The sequence below is a fragment of the Thermomicrobium sp. CFH 73360 genome, assembly GCF_023806465.1.
In the GTDB taxonomy this organism is placed as follows: Bacteria; Chloroflexota; Chloroflexia; order Thermomicrobiales; family Thermomicrobiaceae; genus Thermomicrobium.
Window position 1 is genome coordinate 83,319 of the sequence record NZ_JAMSLS010000001.1, and the last position, 18,863, is coordinate 102,181.

At 60.3% G+C, this 18,863-nt stretch carries 12 protein-coding genes and 1 other annotated feature (1 of these 13 only partly in view); of the genes, 10 read left to right on the top strand and 2 right to left on the bottom strand.

Going from position 1 to position 18,863, the window contains the following annotated elements:
- Window positions 1-13: a binding site (T-box leader), on the top strand (it extends 222 nt beyond the left edge of the window).
- A 76-nt stretch (window positions 14-89) separates the two neighbouring features.
- The 4 genes from ileS to NET03_RS00380 all read left to right on the top strand — a co-directional run bounded on the left by ileS (window position 90) and on the right by NET03_RS00380 (window position 6,451).
- A complete protein-coding gene (ileS, locus tag NET03_RS00365; protein ID WP_252126901.1) occupies window positions 90-3,269 on the top strand; it encodes an isoleucine--tRNA ligase in 3,180 nt (1,059 codons plus the stop codon).
- Window positions 3,266-4,021: a class I SAM-dependent methyltransferase gene (locus NET03_RS00370; protein ID WP_252126902.1), complete on the top strand. Its 756-nt coding sequence runs from the start codon at window positions 3,266-3,268 to the stop codon at window positions 4,019-4,021. Before ileS ends, NET03_RS00370 begins: the two co-directional genes overlap by 4 nt.
- A 241-nt stretch (window positions 4,022-4,262) precedes the next feature.
- Entirely contained in the window at window positions 4,263-5,261 is a 999-nt protein-coding gene (locus NET03_RS00375; protein WP_252126903.1) for an amidohydrolase family protein, read from the top strand.
- Window positions 5,261-6,451 (top strand): diphosphate--fructose-6-phosphate 1-phosphotransferase, encoded by a 1,191-nt coding sequence (locus tag NET03_RS00380; RefSeq protein ID WP_252126904.1) that lies wholly within the window; start codon window positions 5,261-5,263, stop codon window positions 6,449-6,451. The genes NET03_RS00375 and NET03_RS00380 overlap by 1 nt, the downstream gene beginning before the upstream one ends.
- Window positions 6,452-6,612: 161 nt before the next feature.
- On the opposite strand, the gene NET03_RS00385 is transcribed toward NET03_RS00380, so the two are convergent.
- Window positions 6,613-6,906 carry a putative quinol monooxygenase gene (locus NET03_RS00385; RefSeq protein WP_252126905.1) on the bottom strand — a complete coding sequence of 98 codons (294 nt, stop codon included), beginning with the start codon at window positions 6,904-6,906 and terminating at the stop codon, window positions 6,613-6,615.
- Window positions 6,907-7,309: 403 nt separating this feature from the next.
- Between NET03_RS00385 and cuyB the strand changes: the two genes are divergently transcribed.
- Genes cuyB through NET03_RS00410 form a run of 5 tightly spaced genes read left to right on the top strand, consistent with a single transcriptional unit; the run spans window position 7,310 to window position 11,813 of the window.
- Window positions 7,310-8,080, top strand: coding sequence for a cysteate racemase (gene cuyB / locus NET03_RS00390; RefSeq protein WP_252126906.1), 771 nt, complete (start codon window positions 7,310-7,312; stop codon window positions 8,078-8,080).
- Between the two features lie 60 nt (window positions 8,081-8,140).
- Window positions 8,141-9,022: a FixH family protein gene (locus NET03_RS00395; RefSeq protein ID WP_252126907.1), complete on the top strand. Its 882-nt coding sequence runs from the start codon at window positions 8,141-8,143 to the stop codon at window positions 9,020-9,022.
- Entirely contained in the window at window positions 9,019-10,470 is a 1,452-nt protein-coding gene (locus NET03_RS00400; protein ID WP_252126908.1) for a FesM, read from the top strand. Before NET03_RS00395 ends, NET03_RS00400 begins: the two co-directional genes overlap by 4 nt.
- A gap of 60 nt (window positions 10,471-10,530) precedes the next feature.
- The gene (locus NET03_RS00405) at window positions 10,531-11,193 is read left to right on the top strand and encodes a hypothetical protein (protein ID WP_252126909.1); all 663 of its coding nucleotides are present in this window, start codon (window positions 10,531-10,533) and stop codon (window positions 11,191-11,193) included.
- On the top strand, window positions 11,193-11,813 hold the full coding sequence (locus NET03_RS00410; RefSeq protein ID WP_252126910.1) for an SCO family protein: 621 nt from the start codon (window positions 11,193-11,195) through the stop codon (window positions 11,811-11,813). The genes NET03_RS00405 and NET03_RS00410 overlap by 1 nt, the downstream gene beginning before the upstream one ends.
- Window positions 11,814-11,829: 16 nt before the next feature.
- Here NET03_RS00410 and NET03_RS00415 read toward each other — a convergent pair whose 3' ends face one another.
- Complete coding sequence (locus tag NET03_RS00415) at window positions 11,830-13,224, bottom strand: aminotransferase family protein (protein ID WP_252126911.1); 1,395 nt, start codon at window positions 13,222-13,224, stop codon at window positions 11,830-11,832.
- A gap of 1,038 nt (window positions 13,225-14,262) precedes the next feature.
- On the opposite strand from NET03_RS00415, the gene gltB reads away from it, so the two are divergent.
- Window positions 14,263-18,789, top strand: a complete 4,527-nt coding sequence (gltB, locus tag NET03_RS00420) for a glutamate synthase large subunit (protein ID WP_252126912.1) — start codon at window positions 14,263-14,265, stop codon at window positions 18,787-18,789.
- Window positions 18,790-18,863: the final 74 nt, after the last annotated feature.

Genomic DNA, 18,863 nt, shown 5'->3' on the forward strand with positions numbered 1-18,863 from the left:
CCCCGTCCTCAGGCCTGAGGGCGGGGGTTTTCGGTACTGAGCTTCAAGGAGAGACGAAAAAGCGTTGGAACTGTTCGGAGGTGCGCCACATGTTCGAGCCAGTGCCAACCAAGGACGTTGACTTCCCAGCGCTCGAGCGTGCAGTCCTCCGCTGGTGGTATGAGCATGGCATCGTTCAAAAGTATCTCACCCGCAACACACACAGCGATAAACGCTACTCGTTTATGGACGGCCCCATCACCGCAAACAATCCGATGGGCGTGCACCATGCCTGGGGACGAACCTACAAAGATTTCTACCAGCGTTTCTACACCATGCTCGGCTACCGTCAGCGGTACCAGAACGGTTTCGACTGCCAAGGTCTCTGGGTCGAGGTCGAGGTCGAGCGCGAACTCGGCTTCACATCCAAACGGGACATTGAGGCCTATGGCATCGATCGTTTTGTCGAGAAGTGCAAGGAACGCGTCTTTACTTACTCGGCAATTCAGACTGAACAGTCCAAGCGTCTTGGCTACTTCATGGATTGGGACAACTCCTACTACACGCTTTCTGACGAGAATAACTACGCGATTTGGCACTTTCTAAAGGTATGTCACCAGAACGGCTGGATCTACCACGGCTTTGACGTCATGCCCTGGTGCCCACGCTGCGCCACGGGTCTCTCCGAGATGGAGGTCAGCGAGGGATATAAGGAAATCACACACCTCAGTGTCTACGTCCGTTTCCCACTCGAGGGACAGGACCGCGAATCACTACTCGTCTGGACGACAACGCCTTGGACTCTCACCGCAAACGTCGCGGCCGCCGTCCATCCCGATCTCACCTACGTCCGAGTCCGGCAGAACGATGAGGTGCTGATCCTGGCCGAAGAAGCCGCTCGCCACGCACTGCGTGGCCCGTATGAGGTCTTGCAATATCTCAAGGGGAGCGACCTCATTGGCCTCCAGTACCGCGGACCTTACGACCACTTGCCGGTCAATGCCCAAGTCGAGCACCGGGTAATTCCCTGGGAAGCCGTCGATCCAAGCGAGGGGACCGGCATCGTGCATATTGCGCCAGGCTGCGGGCGCGAGGACTACCAGTTGAGCAAAGAGCACGCGCTTGCCGTCATCGCTCCGCTGACCGAAGACGGGTACTACGTGGATGGGTTCGACTGGCTGACCGGGCAACACGTACACACCGTCGCCGACCCAATCGCACGCGACTTGGAGACACGCGGGCTGTTGTACCGTCGCGAACCATACACCCACCGCTACCCGACCTGCTGGCGCTGCGGGACAGAACTCGTCTTCCGGTTGGTCGACGAGTGGTTCATCGCGGTCGATCCCTGGCGGGAAAAGGTCATGGAGGCAGCTCGCCAGGTGCGCTGGATCCCAGAGTTCGGGCTCGAGCGCGAGCTGGATTGGCTCCGCAACATGGACGACTGGATGATTTCGAAGAAGCGCTACTGGGGCCTTGCGCTCCCCATCTGGCAGTGCGCTGAGTGCGGCTGGTTTGATGTCATCGGTAGCGAGCAGGAGCTCCGCGAGCGAGCGATCGCCGGGTGGGAAGAGTTTGAAGGGCATACACCGCACCGGCCATGGATCGATGCGGTCAAGATCCGCTGCGAACGGTGCGGAGCCGTGGCAAACCGCATCCCTGACGTTGGGAACCCATGGCTCGACGCGGGTATCGTGCCCTTCTCGACACTTCGGTATCGACACGACCGCGACTTCTGGCAGGAGTGGTTCCCGGTCGACTTCATCACCGAGTCGTTCCCCGGCCAGTTCCGGAATTGGTTCTACTCCTTGCTCGCCCAGAGCACAGTGCTCACCGGACAAGCACCGATGAAGACTTGCCTCGGCTTCGCCCTACTCCGTGACGAGAAGGGCGAAGAAATGCACAAGAGCAAAGGGAACGCCATCTGGTTCGACGAAGCCGCTGAGCGTGCCGGCGTCGACGTCATGCGCTGGCTCTACCTCAAGCACAATCCGGCACAGAATCTCAACTTCGGCTGGCGCCTCCTCGATGAGGTTCGCCGAACATTCCTGTTACCGCTCTGGAACTCCTACGCCTTCTTCGCCAACTATGCCCGCCTCGATGGCTTCGTTCCGTCTCAGCACGATGTGCCACTCGAAGAACGGACGCTTCTTGATCGCTGGATCTTGGCACGACTCCAGCAGGTCATCATGACCGTCCGCGACCGGATCCAGGATTACGACTCGATGAATGCAGCCCGTACCCTTCAAGAGTTTGTCGTCGACGATCTCTCCAGCTGGTACATCCGCCGCAATCGTCGTCGCTTCTGGAAGACCGAGAGCGACCGTGACAAAGCAGCGGCCTATCTCACGCTATACGAGGTGCTGGTCACGTTGGCCAAGCTCCTGGCACCCTTTATCCCGTTCACGACCGAACTCATGTATCAGAACCTGGTCCGCCGTGTCGATCCTCAGGCCCCGGAGTCGGTGCATCTCACTGACTACCCAGAGGCGGATCCGGTGAAGGTTGATCTCCAACTTATCCAGGACATGAACTGGCTGTTGCGGGCGGTTGAGCTCGGCCGGGCAGCTCGCAATAAGGCCGGCGTCAAGGTGCGCCAACCACTGGCTCGAGCGGTCGTCGCCGTCTGTGAACCCGCTGCTCGACGCGCCCTTGAGCGACTGCTTGACCAGTTTATGGACGAGCTCAACGTCAAGGCTGTCGAGTTTGCCGAGCGCCCGGAAGACTACCTGACCTATCGCGTAAAGCCGAACCTCCCCGTCCTCGGGCCGCGACTCGGGGCAAAGCTCCCGGCATTCCAGCGGGTTCTGACCGAAGTGGAGCAGAACCAGCTCGCGCGACGCCTCCGTGCTGGCAACCACGTCGTCCTGGTTGTCGATGGTGAAGAACTCGAGTTTGGTCCAGACGACTTCCTTGTCGAAGCGCTTGACCGTCCCGGTTTCGCCGCCTTCGAAGATCGTGACCTGCTCGTCGCAGTCGATCTCGAAATCACGCCGGAGCTGCGGCTTGAGGGATTGGCACGCGATTTCGTCCGCGGAGTTCAAGAGGCACGCAAGAATGCCGGGTTCGAGATCGACGACACAATCGTCGTCGTCTATCGGGCATCCGGGGACATGGCTGCAGCCGTCGAACGGTTCGCCGACTACATCGCGCACGAGACACTCGCTGTCGAACTTCGCCCTGGCGATCCGGAGCGCGAGGACGGGCATCTTGAGGAGATGAAGGTGGGGCGCGAGCGGTTTGTCGTCGCTCTCCGGCGCGTCGGTCGCCTCGCTGAGGCTCGGCGATGACACCGCGACGTGTCACAGCAAGCCATGTTCCCGAGCAGACTCCACCGGTGCAAATGGTTATCCCCGGCTGGGATCAGTCCCGGCTGGGCCCGCTTCGGGTCCGTTCGCTTACTCTGCCCCGCTCCGGGCGGAATCTCACAATCGTTCAGCCAGCCGATACCGATCGGCTCCTTGAGCTGGCACAGGACGACCCCGAAGAGCAGTTGCCCTATTGGGCCGAGCTCTGGCCGAGCGGTATCGCGCTGGGTGACGCTCTCCTGCTGAATACGGAGGCCGTGCGCGGCCGTTTTGTCGTCGAACTCGGCTGCGGACTCGGGGTGACGGCTGTGGCAGCGCTGTGGGCTGGCGCAGAACTTCTTGTCACCGATTACAGTACCGAGGCCTTGCTCCTGACCCGCTGGAACTGTCTTCAGAATACTGGCCGTGCCCCCGCCACATGCCGTCTCAATTGGCGACAGCCGTCACCCGAGTTCTTGGCGCTGGTCGAATCGACAAACACACCTCTGGTCTTGGCAGCCGACGTCCTCTACGAAGATCGGGACATCGTACCGCTCCTTGCGCTCGTCGAACGCCTCATCGCACCAGGTGGGTCACTCTGGCTCGCCGAGCCAGGACGTCGCACGGCTGCCACGTTCGTGGAACAGTTGCGGACATTGGGCTGGCACGACGACGTCGACTTTTGGCCGGGCCCCTGGCCTGATGCCAGCGACACCACTGTTACTGTCGCAGTGCACCGTTTGCGGCGCCCGTGAAAGGTTGTGGCACACCGCGTGTCCGGCAAAACGTCGTCTCGGTTTTTCGCACGTGGTGCCAACCGCCCCCTGTATCGCGTGGTACTCGAGAATCACTGTCGCCAGGAGAACTGGGCGAGGCAGTTTCGTCCAAGGACAAGAAGCACAACGCCAGAGCGGTACCGCCCTTTTCACAAGACGTTCGTTATGCTACCGTGGCGAGACAGCTTGGACGCTGTTGCAAGTGGAAGGTGACGGACTTGTGCGGATCGATTGCCACACACACTTCTATCCGGCTGGATACCTGCGCGAGATCGAGCGCAGAAGCGACCACGTAACGTTGGTCCGTGATGAGGCGGGCAATCTCGTGCTGCACTATGCGGGCGACTATAACGTCCTCGCTCCTGCACACCACTCGCTCGAGGCACGCGTAGAGGACATGGCACGTGCAGGAATCGACATGGCGATCCTCTCCTTGACCACCCCTGGCATTCATGTCGAGCGCCCTGATCGGGCCAGAGCGCTGGCACGGGTCGTCAATGAACAGTTCGCAGAGATTCAGCGTACGTATCCTCACCGGTTTCGCTGTCTGGCCACACTTCCGCTTGAGACTCCGGAAGTAGCTGCGTACGAACTTGAACGAGCAGTCCGCGAACTTGGTCTCGTCGGAGCCATGGTGTTCTCGAACGTCAACGGGCGTCCGATCGATGCACCGGAGTTCTGGCCAGTCTTTGAAGCAGCTGAGGCACTCGATGTTCCACTCATGATTCATCCAACCGCACCGGCATTCGCCGACTACCTCAGCGACTATCGGCTGGTAGCCCTTCTCGGCTTCGCCTACGACACGACCATGGTCGCCGTTCGCATGGTCCTCGGTGGTGTCCTTGATCGGTTCCCACGCCTCACCGTAATCCAGACCCACCTCGGTGGGACGCTCCCGTACCTGGCCGAGCGCGTGCAGCGCGGCTATCGTGCCTATCCTGAACTGCGCGGTCGCCTCCAGCGTGATCCAATGGACTATTTTCGTGAGATGTACCTCGACACGGTCCTCTTTGACCCTGCGTGTCTCCTTCTTGGTCTCGCCTTCGTTGGCGAAGACCGTCTTCTCCTCGGTAGTGACCATCCACATCAGATCGGAGATATTGAGCGCGCCCCGCGCGTAATCGAAGAATTACCAATCTCTCCACACGCAAAGCGCAAGATTCTTGCAGACAATGCCTTGCGACTATTCCGTATTCTCCCAGCACATGGAGACTTCTAATGCGAGGGCAAGCGTTACTGGTTTTTCAGAGTGGCGGACCAACCGCTGTGGTGAATGCCACCCTGGCAGGGGTTATTGAGGGTGCGCGAAGTGCGGGCTTCACGCGTGTGCTGGGTGCTCGCCGCGGGGTTGCAGGTTTGCTCGCGCATGACGTGGTCGATCTCACATTGTGTGACAAACATCAGCTGGAGACACTGGCGCGCACGCCCGGCGCCGCGCTGGGCACGTCGCGTGAACGACTCGACGATCAGGCAAGCAATCTGATCCTTGAGCGCCTACGGAGGCTTGGGGTAACCGCGCTCATCGCGATCGGCGGGAACGATACAGCCGAGACTGCACAGCTACTCCTTTCGGCTGCAACCCGCGCTGGCTTCTCGTTCGCTGTTGTCCACGCTCCAAAGACGATCGACAACGATCTCCCGGGAAACGATCACACACCAGGTTATCCATCAGCGGCTCGCTTTCTTGCCTTCGCCACACAGGGCTTACTTCTTGACAGTTGGTCCGTTCGGGAGCTCTATTCCTTTACCCTCCTCGAAGTCCAGGGCCGGAACGCCGGTTGGCTCGTCGCCGCCTGTGCGCTGGTCACTCCGCAAGACCTCCGGCCACATCTTCGCTTACTCTTACCGGAACGCCCACCGCTCTCGCGAGAGGCACTCATCGAGGAGCTTCTCACCGCGCAGCAACAACTGGGTTGGCTCGTCACGGTTCTGCCCGAAACGCTGCGCGACGCATCCGGGACGCCAATCGCTGGGTCTGCGGTTCGATGGGTCGACCCTCATGGGCACGTCTATCCGCCCAGTCCAGCAGAGGTGCTCGCAGAAGCGCTGGAGAGACGCTCTGGACGACGAGTTCGTGTCATCCGTCCCGGCGCACTTGCCCGCTCCTTCATTCCCGCAATCGTGCCCCTCGACCGCGAGGAAGCCCGTTTGGTTGGCTGGACTGCCGCACAGTGCGCAGGTGCAGGACACAGTGGCTGCTCGGTTGGGATCGAGCGGCTGAGCGACAACCCCTATCGCATTGCCCTCCAACCCATTCCTCTTGACGTCCTCGCCGGTCGTGAGCGGCGCGTTCCTGATGCGTTTATTGCCCCCGATGGGCACGCAGTGACGGATGCGTTTCGACGGTACGCCAGCCCACTGGTGGGCGAGATCGACGACGCAACGTTGTGGTGTAGCTCTCTCCTCTGAGCGTCGGAGACAACCGCACTCCGGTTGCCTGTACCTTCTGTCACGATGCAGGTTCTTTACGCAGATCACTCTGACACGTTGGAGACTCACCAGCCTTCCTTCGAGACCAAGCTCGTCCCGACTCGTGTACCGCTCCAGAGCCCAGCAGAGCAAAGCGTCTCTCAGATCACCACATACCCCTCGGCGTCCCGATCGACAAGACGCCGCGCATAGCGCTCGAACTCTGGCAAGCGCGGCAGGAGTTCACCGAAGAGACGCTGGTTGAAGGCGTTATGTGCCTCCCGACTCACCCAGCGTTCGACCCACACATAGCGTTGTTCTTCGTCAAGGCGTACCAGTTCGGAAGAAACGCACCCTTCGGCCTCCCGAGCAGCAGCGATCAAGACACGGAAGACTTGTTCGAATTCCGGTTGCATCCCCTCGTCCACCTCGAAAAAGCTGAGATCAATGAACATCGGCCCCCCGATCTGTCTCTCGAACACGATCCTGCGTGTTGTCAGCCCGCGCGTCAAGGAACAACCGTAGCCAACCGAGGTACGGTTGCCTATCCGCTCGATGGTCCTCGAGCTCAACGACCGCGACCCCGATTGCAGAATTGTTCGCGACGCGGTTTCCCACTGCCTCGTAGAGCGCCGATGCGGCTGAGATCGGCGTCAAAAATGTATCTTGCGGCGTGCGCGATGCTTCAGACACTCCGCCTTACGAGGCTTGCCCTTTGTCCGCAGCGTGCGTCCGACGCATCTCTCTCCGAATACTAAATCCACTGTTGTTCCTGGCACCCGACACCAGCAACCCTCGTACTCAGTGGGGCATCGGTTATCCTCGGATCAGGTAAGCGTGCGCAGTGATTCGGAGGGGATGATGCAGCGGTATACAATTGGGATTCTCGGCGGGATGGGCCCTCTAGCAACCGTCGATCTCTACCGTAAGATCATTGAACTCACACCGGCCACGTGTGACCAGGATCATCTGCATGTGATCATTGATGCCGACCCACGCATCCCAGACCGCACCGCTGCGCTTCTCGGCAACGGTCCTGACCCAACTCCCTGGCTCATAGCCAGTGCACAACGGCTGGAAGCGGCTGGCGCAGATTTGCTTCTCGTTCCGTGCAACACCGCACACGCGTTTCTTGCCGCCGTGCAGCAGCTGATCTCGATTCCGATCATCAGCATGATCGAAGAGACAGCTGAACAAGTGAGTCGTCTCGTGCCTGCGGGGTCACTGGTAGGTATCCTGGCGACTGCCGGAACGATTGCAAGCCGCCTCTACCAGGAAGCACTCGCCCATCGCGGTCTAGAGGCGCTCGTTCCTGACTCAGAGCATCAGGCGCTGGTCACCAACGCGATCAGCCGCGTCAAAGCAGGGAAGCTGGACACCGAAACCACTGAGTTGGCGCTTACTGCGGGAAGCTGGCTCGTCCATTGCGGCGCTCGCGCCCTCGTCCTTGGTTGTACGGAACTCCCGCTGGTCTTTCCGGAGGGCGCGCTCCCCGTGCCGATTGTCGACCCCACCCGCCTGCTCGCCGAGGCAGCCGTCGCGATCGCTCGCGGGGAGAGACCTCTTCCATCACAGACTGCGTCCGGCTCTTCTGTGTGGACCGAGAAGCTTTCAGCAAAGCAGGCATGAATCCAACACAATTCCGTACACTAGTATAAGTGCCTGCCGCACGTGCGGGCAGGAAATACGATGACGACGACGCAACGCGCAACAACCACGCTCACACTGTTGGCAGTTCTGGCGACAGGCCTCGGACTTCTCCTCTTCCCAACCGTCTGCACTTGCGGTGCGGATTTTCCTCACCCACACGCCCTCTTCGAACTTCCCGGTCATCATCATGGGCCACTGCGCTCGCAAACAACGTACGATCCACAAGACGTAAACCTCCTCGCGCTGGGTGGTAACCCCATCCTCACGCTGACCATTGCGGTTCTCCCCATTCTCATTCACCTGCCTCGGGGTGACGGTCGTACACCGTGTGCTGACCACTCACGCCCCGCGCCATTCGATCGACAGCACGAACCTGATTCGCCTCCTCCGCGCAAGCTGGATGATCCGTCTGCCGTGGCGTTTTGGCAATCTTTCGGAGGAGGTACCATGTCGGTTATCCGCCTTCTCCTCTCGGTTCTCCTGCTGGTCGTCCTGGCCAGCAGTCTGGCCGCCTGCCAACGTGGCCAACGAAGCTCCGAGGTCATGGTTGACATCGTGTCGGTCGAGCCATCACCACCCCAAGTCGGTCCCGCCGAACTCCACCTGCGGCTCCGTGATGAACGCGGGCAGACTCTTGCTGGTCTTGGCTCCGTTGAGGTCGAAGGCACGATGTCCCACGCTGGAATGAAGCCGGTGATCGTGCAAGCCTCCGAGGAAGGTGATGGAGTCTACCGGACAGAAAACTTCGAGTTCACCATGGCCGGAGACTGGATCATCATCGTCCGCGGAACAAGGAATGGACAAGCGTTCGAAGCCCGCACGACGATCTCAGGTGTTCGGTCAAGTAGCCAGTTGCCCGCCACTCCCGGTCATGACCATAGCCCCAGTGTAACCCCCTACACCGTAGGAGGTTCTCCATGACCGCCCAGAAAGCGCTTAGACACCGTACCATCGGATCATGGAGCGATCTGCAACACTGGCCGATTCTCGGCCCGTGGCTCCGCTGGCGACACGCCCGAACGAGCGCGCAGGCTGTACTGCTGTTTCTTGCTCTGCTTGTCCTTTATGATGGATTTTTCGGACCACCCCTCGCCCCCAAGAATCTCGCCGGTGTCCTGCCGTGGGTACATTGGCGTGGGCTCGTGGTGCTGGCACTGTTACTGGCTGGAAACCTCTTCTGTTTCGCTTGTCCCTTTCTGCTGCCGCGGCGCCTCGCTCAGCGACTCTTCCGACCACGCCGTGCCTGGCCCCGTTGGCTTCAGGGGAAATGGCTGGCGCTCGTGCTTCTGGTAGTCTTCTTTTGGGCCTACGAGGTGTTTGACCTCTGGGCAAGCCCATGGCTGACTGCCTGGGTGATCATCACGTATTTTGTGGCCGCGTTTCTTATTGACGGGTTCTTCCGAGGTGCAGCGTTCTGCAAACATGTTTGCCCCATCGGCCAATTCAATTTTCTTGGTTCACTGGCTTCACCGTCTGCTGTCACAATCCGTGACCGTGGAGTCTGCGCAAGCTGCGTGACGAAGGACTGTATTCGCGGACATGTTGATTCAGAAGGGAAACTGGTGCAGCGCGGCTGCGAGCTTGGCCTCTTCCAACCACGCAAGGTTGGGAACCTCGACTGCACGTTCTGCCTTGACTGTGTTCATGCCTGCCCATACCAGAACGTGACTGTACGGCTCCGCCTCCCGCTGGTGTCAGAACTCGATCCAGGTGTGAACCGGTCCGGTATTGGGCGCCTGAGCAATCGTCCGGACTGGATGCTTCTTGTCCTTGGACTCACCGGGCTTGGACTTCTCAACGCCTTCGGCATGGTAAGCCCCGTCTACCAGTTCTTAAGCTGGCTCAGTCAGACACTGCGTATTACCAGCGAGGGCGTTTTGCTCGCATTCATGTTCCTGGGCGGCATCGGTCTCCTGGCGGTTGCAGCGATGCTCGCCGGGCTCGTCACAAGCGTTCTCACAGGAGCACCCTCGCGGTGGTGGGGATTTCAGCGATTTGTGTATTCCCTTGCTCCGCTTGGCTTTGGAATGTGGACGGCTCACTACCTTTTTCACTTCTTGACCGGCGCGCTGACAGTCGTACCCCTGACCCAAAACTTTGTCTTCGATGTGTTCGGATCTGCGCTCCTCGGTCAACCCGCTTGGCAGCTCGCCAGCCTACTCCCGATGAATACCGTTTACGAAGTGGTCGTCCTCACGCTTGCTGCGGGATTTTTCGGATCGGTCCTTTGGGCACTGGCGCTCGGCCGCCAACTCCAGCTTGGCTTTCTCGCGGTCCTTCCCTGGCTTGTCCTCCACATGGCACTCTTTCTCTTCGGTGTTTGGCTTCTCGGCCAGCCCATGGAGATGCGCGGGACACTACTAGGATGAAGCGGAAACCAGAGTATGCAAAACAATCACCGCCAGCGGACTTGCAGACCCTGGAGGCTGGTGGACCTCCCCCACCAGCCCTTTCCCACCCACGGCTCGAAGCAGGGCCGGCAAGCTGACCGAGGCAGCTCCGTCTCCCGTACTCCAGTACCCAACAAGCGGACGCAGCCTCGATCTCTGGCAGTTATTGCGCTCGCACTCCTGTTCACTATCCTTACGCCAGAGGCCGTCCTTGCGAATGGTGGGCAGGTGCGGGTGGCCAATTACCCCATCGGGCCATACGAGGTCACGGTCTTCACGAGCCCGGTGCCGCTTCAGACGGGAATTGTGGATGTGAGCGTTCTTCTGCAACGTCAGGAGGATAAGGCGATCGTCGAGAACGCCGAGATTCTGCTCACGATTACCCCCTTGAATGGCGGTTCGCCCCAGAAGTATCCGGTAACGCGGGAGCAAGCGACGAATAAGCTCTACTACGCGGCCGAGTTTCCAGTCGATCAACCCGGGAGGTATCGAATCGAGTTGGCTATTCGGGCTCCCGGAGGAGCTGGCTCGGTTGCCTTCGACGTCACAGTGGAACGCGCAGAACCCACCCTGTGGGGGTCCTGGTGGCTGTGGGGTGCTATCACGATCACGGCGATCCCACTCCTTTGGTGGCTCTTTGGTGGACCAGGCCAACGTCCCCGAATCACCCGCGCAGCGCAACCGACGAGAGGGAAACGATAATGCTACGACGCATCCGCAATACACTCTGGATCCTTGCATGTGTGGCGCTGGTTGGTACGGGAGTGCTGTATGCGGTCCGCTGGTATCAGGCACAGCGCGCCCTCGAATGGGCACTTGAGCTCGACGGTCGGCCTGCCCCTGACTTTACATTACTCAATCAGACTGGCCAGACAGTCCAATTCTCAAGTCTGGAAGGCCGCGCGTTCATTGTGACCTTCGTGTATACGAGTTGTCCGGACACCTGCCCTTTGACGCTGCGGAAATTGGTGGCCGCCTATCAGCGTCTTCCGCAGAACGTCTGCAATCAGGTGCAGATCATCGCTATCACGGTCGACCCGGAGCGAGATACACCCACGCGTGTGCAACAGTATCTCACGCTCAATGGGTTCGGGGATCACATTCTCTATCTCACCGGTGACCCACAGACTCTTGAGTCGGTATGGGCAGATTTCGCGATTGCCGTCGTGCGTCAACCTCTCGCTGATGGACAGTACGAAGTTGCGCACACCACCGTGAGCTACATCCTCGATAGCGAACGGCGCATCCGCTACCTCATTCGCGACGAGGCGCTCGACCCCGAACGCCTCGCGGGGCTTCTCGAACGCCTCGTCGCGGGTTGACGCGCAAGGACTCGTCTCAGTCTGTAATCTCGCTTGCGAACTCGTCCTCGGTCTCCGTCAGTGCCTCATCGATGATCGCAACAATCAGATCGAGTTCCTCATAGGTGACGACCAACGGCGGGGCCACGTGGACAATCTCCCAGACCCGCGTCAGCAAGCCCTTCTCATTCATCCGCCGTTCTAATGCCTTGACAAAGGCGCTGTTCCGCGGCCACTTCTCCTTTGTCGTCTTGCTCTTCACAAGCTCGATGCCGCACATCAGCCCCAGACCACGAACGTCGCCAACGGTCGGATGGCGGAGGAGTCCCTTCAACTGCTCGAGGAGGTACTTGCCCTTCTCCGCACTTTGCTGCACCAGCCCCTCACGGTCGAAGATCTCGAGGTTCTTGAGTGCAGCGGCCGCGGCAACGGCATGACCTCCAAATGTCAGCAAGTGGCCAAGCGGAACCTCCTTCTGCTCTTGGAAGATCTCAAACACCTTGTCCCGCACGGCCACCGCCCCCATCGGCGCGTACCCCGACGTAATTCCCTTCGCCATCGTCATCAGGTCGGGCACAACACCGAAATGCTCAGCGGCAAACATCTTCCCGGTACGGCCGAAGCCGTTGATGACCTCATCCATGATAAGCAGCACGCCGTACTTGTCGCAGATCTCCCGGAGACGCTGCCAGTACTTGGGTGAGGGAACATGGACCCCGTTCGACGTCGAGATTGGCTCACCGATCACCGCTGCAACCGTCTCGGGATCCTGGTAGAGGATCTCCTGTTCCACATAATTCGCACACATGAGATCCCCTTCCTCCCCTTCGAGCCCGAAGTCATTGCGGTACCGGTTCGGCGAGGGAACGTAGTACACCCCGTACAGAAATGGCCCGAAGAACTTTTCGTTTCGCGATTGGGTCAGCGTCATCGCGCCATAGGTCATGCCGTGGTAGCTTCCACGTCGTGCGATGATCTTATACCGTTTCGGATAACCCCGCATCGCTTGAACTTGCTTCGCAATTTTGATCGCGCTCTCCACCGCCTCCGAACCGCCGGAACAGAAGAAGACACGGTTAAGGTCTCCAGGAAGCCGCACCGCGAGCTCGTGGGCCAGGCGAACTGTTGGCACGGTCGTATGATTGGCCGAGGACACATAGGCTACCTTTGCAGCCTGCTCGGCCATTGCTTCAGCAATTTCGCGTCGACCGTGCCCTGCGTTGACAACCCACAAGCCGGATAGACCGTCGATATACTCGCGACCGTAAACGTCGACGAGCATGCTCCCGTAAGCTCTCTCAAAGACCCGAAAACCTCGCTCCTCAGCCAAGCGAATCCATTCCGCCGAGTGGATCCAGACGTGGTGAAGCGCCTCTTGCTCAAAGTCCGGTGCCGTCTGTGGCTCCGGATGTGTGACCATCCCATCACCCATACCGATACCCCCGCATGACTTTCCGCGGCGTATCGCCGTCCCATCTCATAAGCAAACCGGCCGGTGCAAGATTCCTCACCGTGCACCACCGATCCGCACGGTCACAGTGTCCCACAGAGCACGGAAGTCGACAAGGGACTCAAATGACGGGACTCAATCGGCACGACCTCACTCGTCCAAGGTCGCAACGCTACGCTCAGGAGAGCTACCCTCCTGCCACTTCCACAGCCGGGATCGTCGATCGCGCGGTTTTCGGGCATCGCCCACGAAGGAAGGTCATCAAGCATCGACTCACTGGGAAACCACCGCGAGCATAACGCGATATCCTCATTTGTCTACCGTGTGACGCTGGCGCCTGCCCCGTCGCTCTGCCCCCACAGACCTGCACCAAGTGAAAGGGACCGCCAGCGCGCTCCTCTGGGAGTTCTTGATTGACAGGGGCATGAGACGAGAAACCTGTCCCGCTCGTACTCCACGAATCTCCTGGGACCCGAGATGCTTCCAACGTGAGACAAGCTCCGTCACGATGCCCTTGCGGAGAGCGAGCGGTCAAGGACACAGCCCCCGGTTGCCAAACCGGAGCAGGGACAGACAGAAGCAACAGTCTACCGAATTGCTTCATGTCTGAATCGATTCCATAAAAGGGTCTTGCGGTCGACCGGATTGCCTGCTATAGTACCCAGCTGAGGTCCTCGCGGTTTCTGCCCGCGCAACGGCGCGCGAGCGATGGAGGAGGAACCGGAATGGCGGCAACGGCGCGGCAAGTGCCCTCATCACAGGTTCAGCAGAGTTCCACGCTGGCGTTCTTCAGCTCTTCCCTGAGGCGTTCTGTACCTCTCAGGCCCCGGGCGAGGACGCGCAAGTAATTTGCGCGTCGGATAATTCCGGTCTCCCCGACCGGAACTCGCGACCGGGGCATTGATGTTCTCGCATTGTTTGCCACTAGGGAAATCCGTTCGCTGAAAGGTCGAATCAGCATCGCTCAGTGCATGAGTAGGAGCGACGACCTCAGCGCAGAGGGAAGGAGCTATCGACGCAATGATGCGTGTGAGCAGCGAGGAACAGATCGTCGGCGCACCACTCTACCGGCCAGACTATGAGCACGACGCATGCGGTACTGGCTTCGTTGCCGACCTCAGTGGGAAACCCAGCCACGAGATCGTTCGCTATGCGCTCGAAGCAGTCGTCAATCTCACACACCGCGGCGCCGTGTCAGCCGATGCAAAAACAGGTGACGGCGCTGGCGTGACCCTGCAATTGCCGCGTAAGCTGCTGGTCCGGGAACTCACCCGCGTTTTGGGCGTAACGGTTGAGCCGGAGCGCCTCTCCGCAGGACTGGTCTTCCTCCCGTTCCAGGATGCGGCAGCGAGCGAGCGCTGCAAACAGGAACTGACTGCTGCTCTCCAAGCACAGGACATCTCCGACGTTTGGTGGCGCGTGGTGCCAGTCGAGCCCACCGTGCTCGGGCAGCAAGCACGGCAGACGATGCCCCATATCGAGCAAGTCATCGCTGCCCGACCGGCGGGGATCGACGAAATGGAGTTCGAGCGCCGTCTCTATCTGGCCCGCCGGCGAGCGGAACGCTGTGCCAAGGAGCTCGGGATCCGCGGCTTCTTCGTTCCCTCACTGTCTTGTCGAACGGTCGTCTATAAAGGCCTCTTCGTAGCACGCGATCTGGCAGCTTTTTACCGAGATCTCCAGGATCCGCTGATGGAGAGCGCTCTCGCCCTCTTCCACCAGCGGTACAGCACCAACACGTTCCCCACCTGGCAACTCGCCCAACCGTTCCGCCGGATCGCGCACAACGGTGAGATTAACACCCTCCAAGGGAACCGCAACTGGATGCGCGCCCGCGAGCCGGAACTCTCGTCGCCGCTATGGGGCGACCGACTTTCAGAGCTGCTGCCGTTAATCGATCCTGAGGGTTCCGACTCGATGAGCCTGGATCAAGTGCTCGAACTCCTGGAACTCTCAGGCAGAGACATCGTTCACGCCGTCGCCATGCTCATCCCGGAGGCGTGGGAGCATATGGATGATCTCGCCCCCGAGGTGCGCGCATTCTTGGATTACCATGCAGGGCTCATGGAGCCTTGGGACGGTCCCGCAGCGATCGCCTTTACTGATGGGCGCGTCGCTGGCGCGGTCCTCGACCGTAACGGTTTGCGACCAGCCCGCTACTCAATTACCGAGGACGGACTGGTCGTGCTTGCGAGCGAAGTAGGTGTCATTGATCTCTCCACACGCCACGTCATCGAACGTGGTCGCCTCGGCCCAGGGCAGATGCTCGTTGCCGACACAGCGACCGGCACAGTGTACCGGAACCATGAGATCAAACAGCTCCTCGCAGTCCGGCGTCCTTACGGGGAATGGATCGCTCAGCACCGCGTGCACTTGGTGCCGAGCTCGGTCGGCGGAAACGGACACGAGGTTGAGGAGCACGATTGGCTTCGTCGGCAGGTCGCCTTCGGCTTTACCGCGGAAGATCAGCGGCTTGTCGTCCAACCAATGGCCGTGGAGGGCAAAGAACCGCTGTGGTCGATGGGCGACGACACTCCCCTCGCTGTTCTCTCGGAGTTACCGCGCCCATTGGCCCACTTTTTCCGCCAGCGCTTTGCTCAGGTAACAAACCCGCCAATCGACTCACTCCGTGAAAAGTTGGTCATGTCGCTTGATGTTTATCTAGGACCGCGCGCCAGTCTCCTGACCGAAACGCCGGAGCACGCACGGCTCCTCCATTTGCCGAGCCCAATCTTGCTCGAGGAGCAGCTGGCTGCGCTCGCGAATCATCCAGAGCTGAAAGCTCGAACACTGCGCGCGGTCTTCAAGGTCGCAGACGGGCCAGCCGGACTGGAGCAAGCGTTGGCCGAGCTCCTTCGTTGCGCTGAGCAGGCGATTGCTGAGGGCGTCAGCATCCTCATCCTGAGCGATCGTGATGTCGATGCCACGCATGCACCGATCCCCATGCCGCTTGCTGTCGGCGCCGTGCACCACCACCTGATTCGGGCCGGCAAGCGGATGCGTGCCTCAATCGTCTGCGACACCGGTGATGTCTGGGATGTACACCAGGCCGCGGTCCTCATCGGATATGGTGCAGCAGCAGTTCATCCGTATCTGGCGCTGCATGTCGCCCGCAGTTTCGCTGGCACCCGCGGCGCTGACCAGCTCTCTGCTGACGAGCTCGCGAAGCGCTATGTGAAGCAGCTCGAGTATGGGCTCTTGAAGATCATGTCGAAGATGGGGATCTCCACACTTGCAAGCTATCAGGGTGCTCAACTGTTCGAGATCCTTGGTCTGTCCCAGGACGTCGTCGATCAGTTCTTCACCGGAACTCCGTCGCGTCTGGGTGGGCTCGACCTGGCGGGAATTGCCGAGCGCGCGCTCCAGCGACATGCCTCTGCCTTCACAGAGCCGATCGATCGGCTACCCGACTGGGGCTTTGTCCGCTTCCGCAAGGATGGTGAGTACCATGCTTTCAGCCCGACAAACGTCCGGGCACTCCAGCAGGCAGCCCAGACCGGTGATCGTGAGGCCTACCGGCAGTACGTGCAGCTGGTACAGGATCGGCGCCCAATGGCCTTGCGTGATCTCCTGACTTTCCGTCCGACACAGCCCATTCCACTTGACGAAGTCGAGCCAGCAGAGGAGATCCGCAAACGGTTCGTTGTGACGGCAATGTCCTTGGGAGCGCTCTCACCAGAGGCACACCGGACCCTTGCTATCGCCATGAACCGGATCGGAGCGCGCTCGAACTGCGGCGAAGGTGGCGAGGATCCTGACTGGTACTACGAGGAAGGGACTGATGTCCCGCACAACAAGATCAAACAGGTTGCCAGTGCACGCTTCGGTGTGACGGCCGAGTACCTCGTGCGGGCAGAGGAATTGGAGATCAAAATCGCCCAGGGATCCAAGCCCGGGGAGGGTGGACAGCTGCCCGCGCACAAGGTGACAGCGATCATCGCCCGCTTCCGTCATGCGATTCCTGGCATCCAGCTGATCTCGCCGCCACCGCACCATGATATTTACAGCATTGAAGACTTGGCTCAGCTGATCTACGACCTCAAGATGGTCAATCCGCGCGCGCGGGTCGGCGTCAAGCTGGTGGCCGAAGCCGGCGTGGGCACCATCGCGGCTGGTGTTGCCAAAGCCCATGCCGACTACATCCTCATTAGCGGCCATAGCGGCGGCACAGGTGCCTCGCCACTCTCTTCGATCAAGTATGCAGGTGTCCCATGGGAACTCGGTCTGGCCGAAACCCAGCAGACGCTTGTCCTCAACGACCTGCGTAGCCGAGTGCGACTGCGGACCGATGGCGGTCTGCAAACGGCACGAGACATCGTGATCGCGGCCTTACTCGGTGCGGAGGAGTTCGGATTTGGCTCTGCTGCACTCGTCGCCATCGGTTGTGACATGGCACGACAGTGCCACCTCAACACGTGCCCGACCGGTATCGCGACACAGCGCGAAGATCTCCGTAAGCGGTTCGCTGGCAAGCCGGAGCACGTGATCAACTTCTTCACGCTCCTGGTCGAGGAAGTACGGGAGTATCTCGCCATGCTGGGAGCCCGGCGCCTGGACGACATCGTTGGACGCGTCGAGTTGCTCTCCGTTATGGACCAACTCGACGGACCAGCCGCAACGCTCGATCTCCAGCCGTTGCTCGCGGTACCAGCCGATCCGAACGCTCCGCGTCGGTGTCTGTATGACCGGAATATCTTCCATGACCTCACCGGGCCGGCCCTCGACGAATGGCTGCTTGAGCAGGCACGTCCGGCATTCGAGCAGCGCCAGCCAGTCCGCATCAGCACGACGGTACGAAATCACAATCGGGCGGTTGGCGGCCGTCTGGCCGGGGAACTCGCGCTGCGCTTTGGCAGGGAGCGTGCACCTGAAGGTCTTGTCACCGTCGAACTCACCGGCCAGGCTGGTCAGAGTTTCGGCGCCTGGTGCTGGCACGGCCTGACACTCATCCTGAATGGTGAGGCCAATGACTACGTTGGGAAGGGCATGGGTGGCGGCACGATCATCGTTCGCTCCCCCGAACCCCCCGCCGACACGAACCGGCCGCATGTTCTTGTCGGGAACACGGTGCTCTACGGTGCGACTGGCGGAGAACTTTTCGTTGCCGGACAAGCTGGTGAACGCTTCGCGGTCCGCAACTCCGGCGCCATTGCAGTAGTTGAGGGTGTCGGTGATCACGGTTGCGAGTACATGACCGGTGGCGTTGTCGTCGTCCTTGGTCCAACTGGGCGGAACTTCGCAGCCGGTATGACGAACGGCGTCGCCTTTGTCTTCGACCCAGAAGGTGTCTTCCCAGGACGCCTGAACCGCGAGTATGTGCAGTTGGAGCGCCTGAGTGCCGAAGACGAGGAGATGCTTCGCACCCTCATTGCCAAGCATGTCGCTTTCACCAGCAGCCAACGCGGCCGCGAGATTTTGGAACGATGGGACGAGTTGCGCACCGCCTTCTGGAAGGTGGCTCCACATCCTCCGATCGAAGCAGTCGAGGAGCGCCCGACACGGCGCGTGCGCGAGCGACCCGTCGAGGCCCGAGCTGTTGCAGACTGACCTCCCATCCATCCCATGCCGCAACCGGCCCGCGGGGGATCTCCCCGCGGGCCGGTTGGTGGGTGGGGATGGGT

Excerpts from the sequence above, each read along its gene's own strand:
- ileS (WP_252126901.1), top strand. The coding sequence starts at position 90 with ATGTTCGAGCCAGTGCCAACCAAGGACGTTGACTTCCCAGCGCTCGAG.
- NET03_RS00370 (WP_252126902.1), top strand. The coding sequence starts at position 3,266 with ATGACACCGCGACGTGTCACAGCAAGCCATGTTCCCGAGCAGACTCCA.
- NET03_RS00380 (WP_252126904.1), top strand. The coding sequence starts at position 5,261 with ATGCGAGGGCAAGCGTTACTGGTTTTTCAGAGTGGCGGACCAACCGCT.
- NET03_RS00385 (WP_252126905.1), bottom strand. The coding sequence starts at position 6,906 with ATGTTCATTGATCTCAGCTTTTTCGAGGTGGACGAGGGGATGCAACCG.
- cuyB (WP_252126906.1), top strand. The coding sequence starts at position 7,310 with ATGATGCAGCGGTATACAATTGGGATTCTCGGCGGGATGGGCCCTCTA.
- NET03_RS00395 (WP_252126907.1), top strand. The coding sequence starts at position 8,141 with ATGACGACGACGCAACGCGCAACAACCACGCTCACACTGTTGGCAGTT.
- NET03_RS00400 (WP_252126908.1), top strand. The coding sequence starts at position 9,019 with ATGACCGCCCAGAAAGCGCTTAGACACCGTACCATCGGATCATGGAGC.
- NET03_RS00410 (WP_252126910.1), top strand. The coding sequence starts at position 11,193 with ATGCTACGACGCATCCGCAATACACTCTGGATCCTTGCATGTGTGGCG.
- NET03_RS00415 (WP_252126911.1), bottom strand. The coding sequence starts at position 13,224 with ATGGGTGATGGGATGGTCACACATCCGGAGCCACAGACGGCACCGGAC.
- gltB (WP_252126912.1), top strand. The coding sequence starts at position 14,263 with ATGATGCGTGTGAGCAGCGAGGAACAGATCGTCGGCGCACCACTCTAC.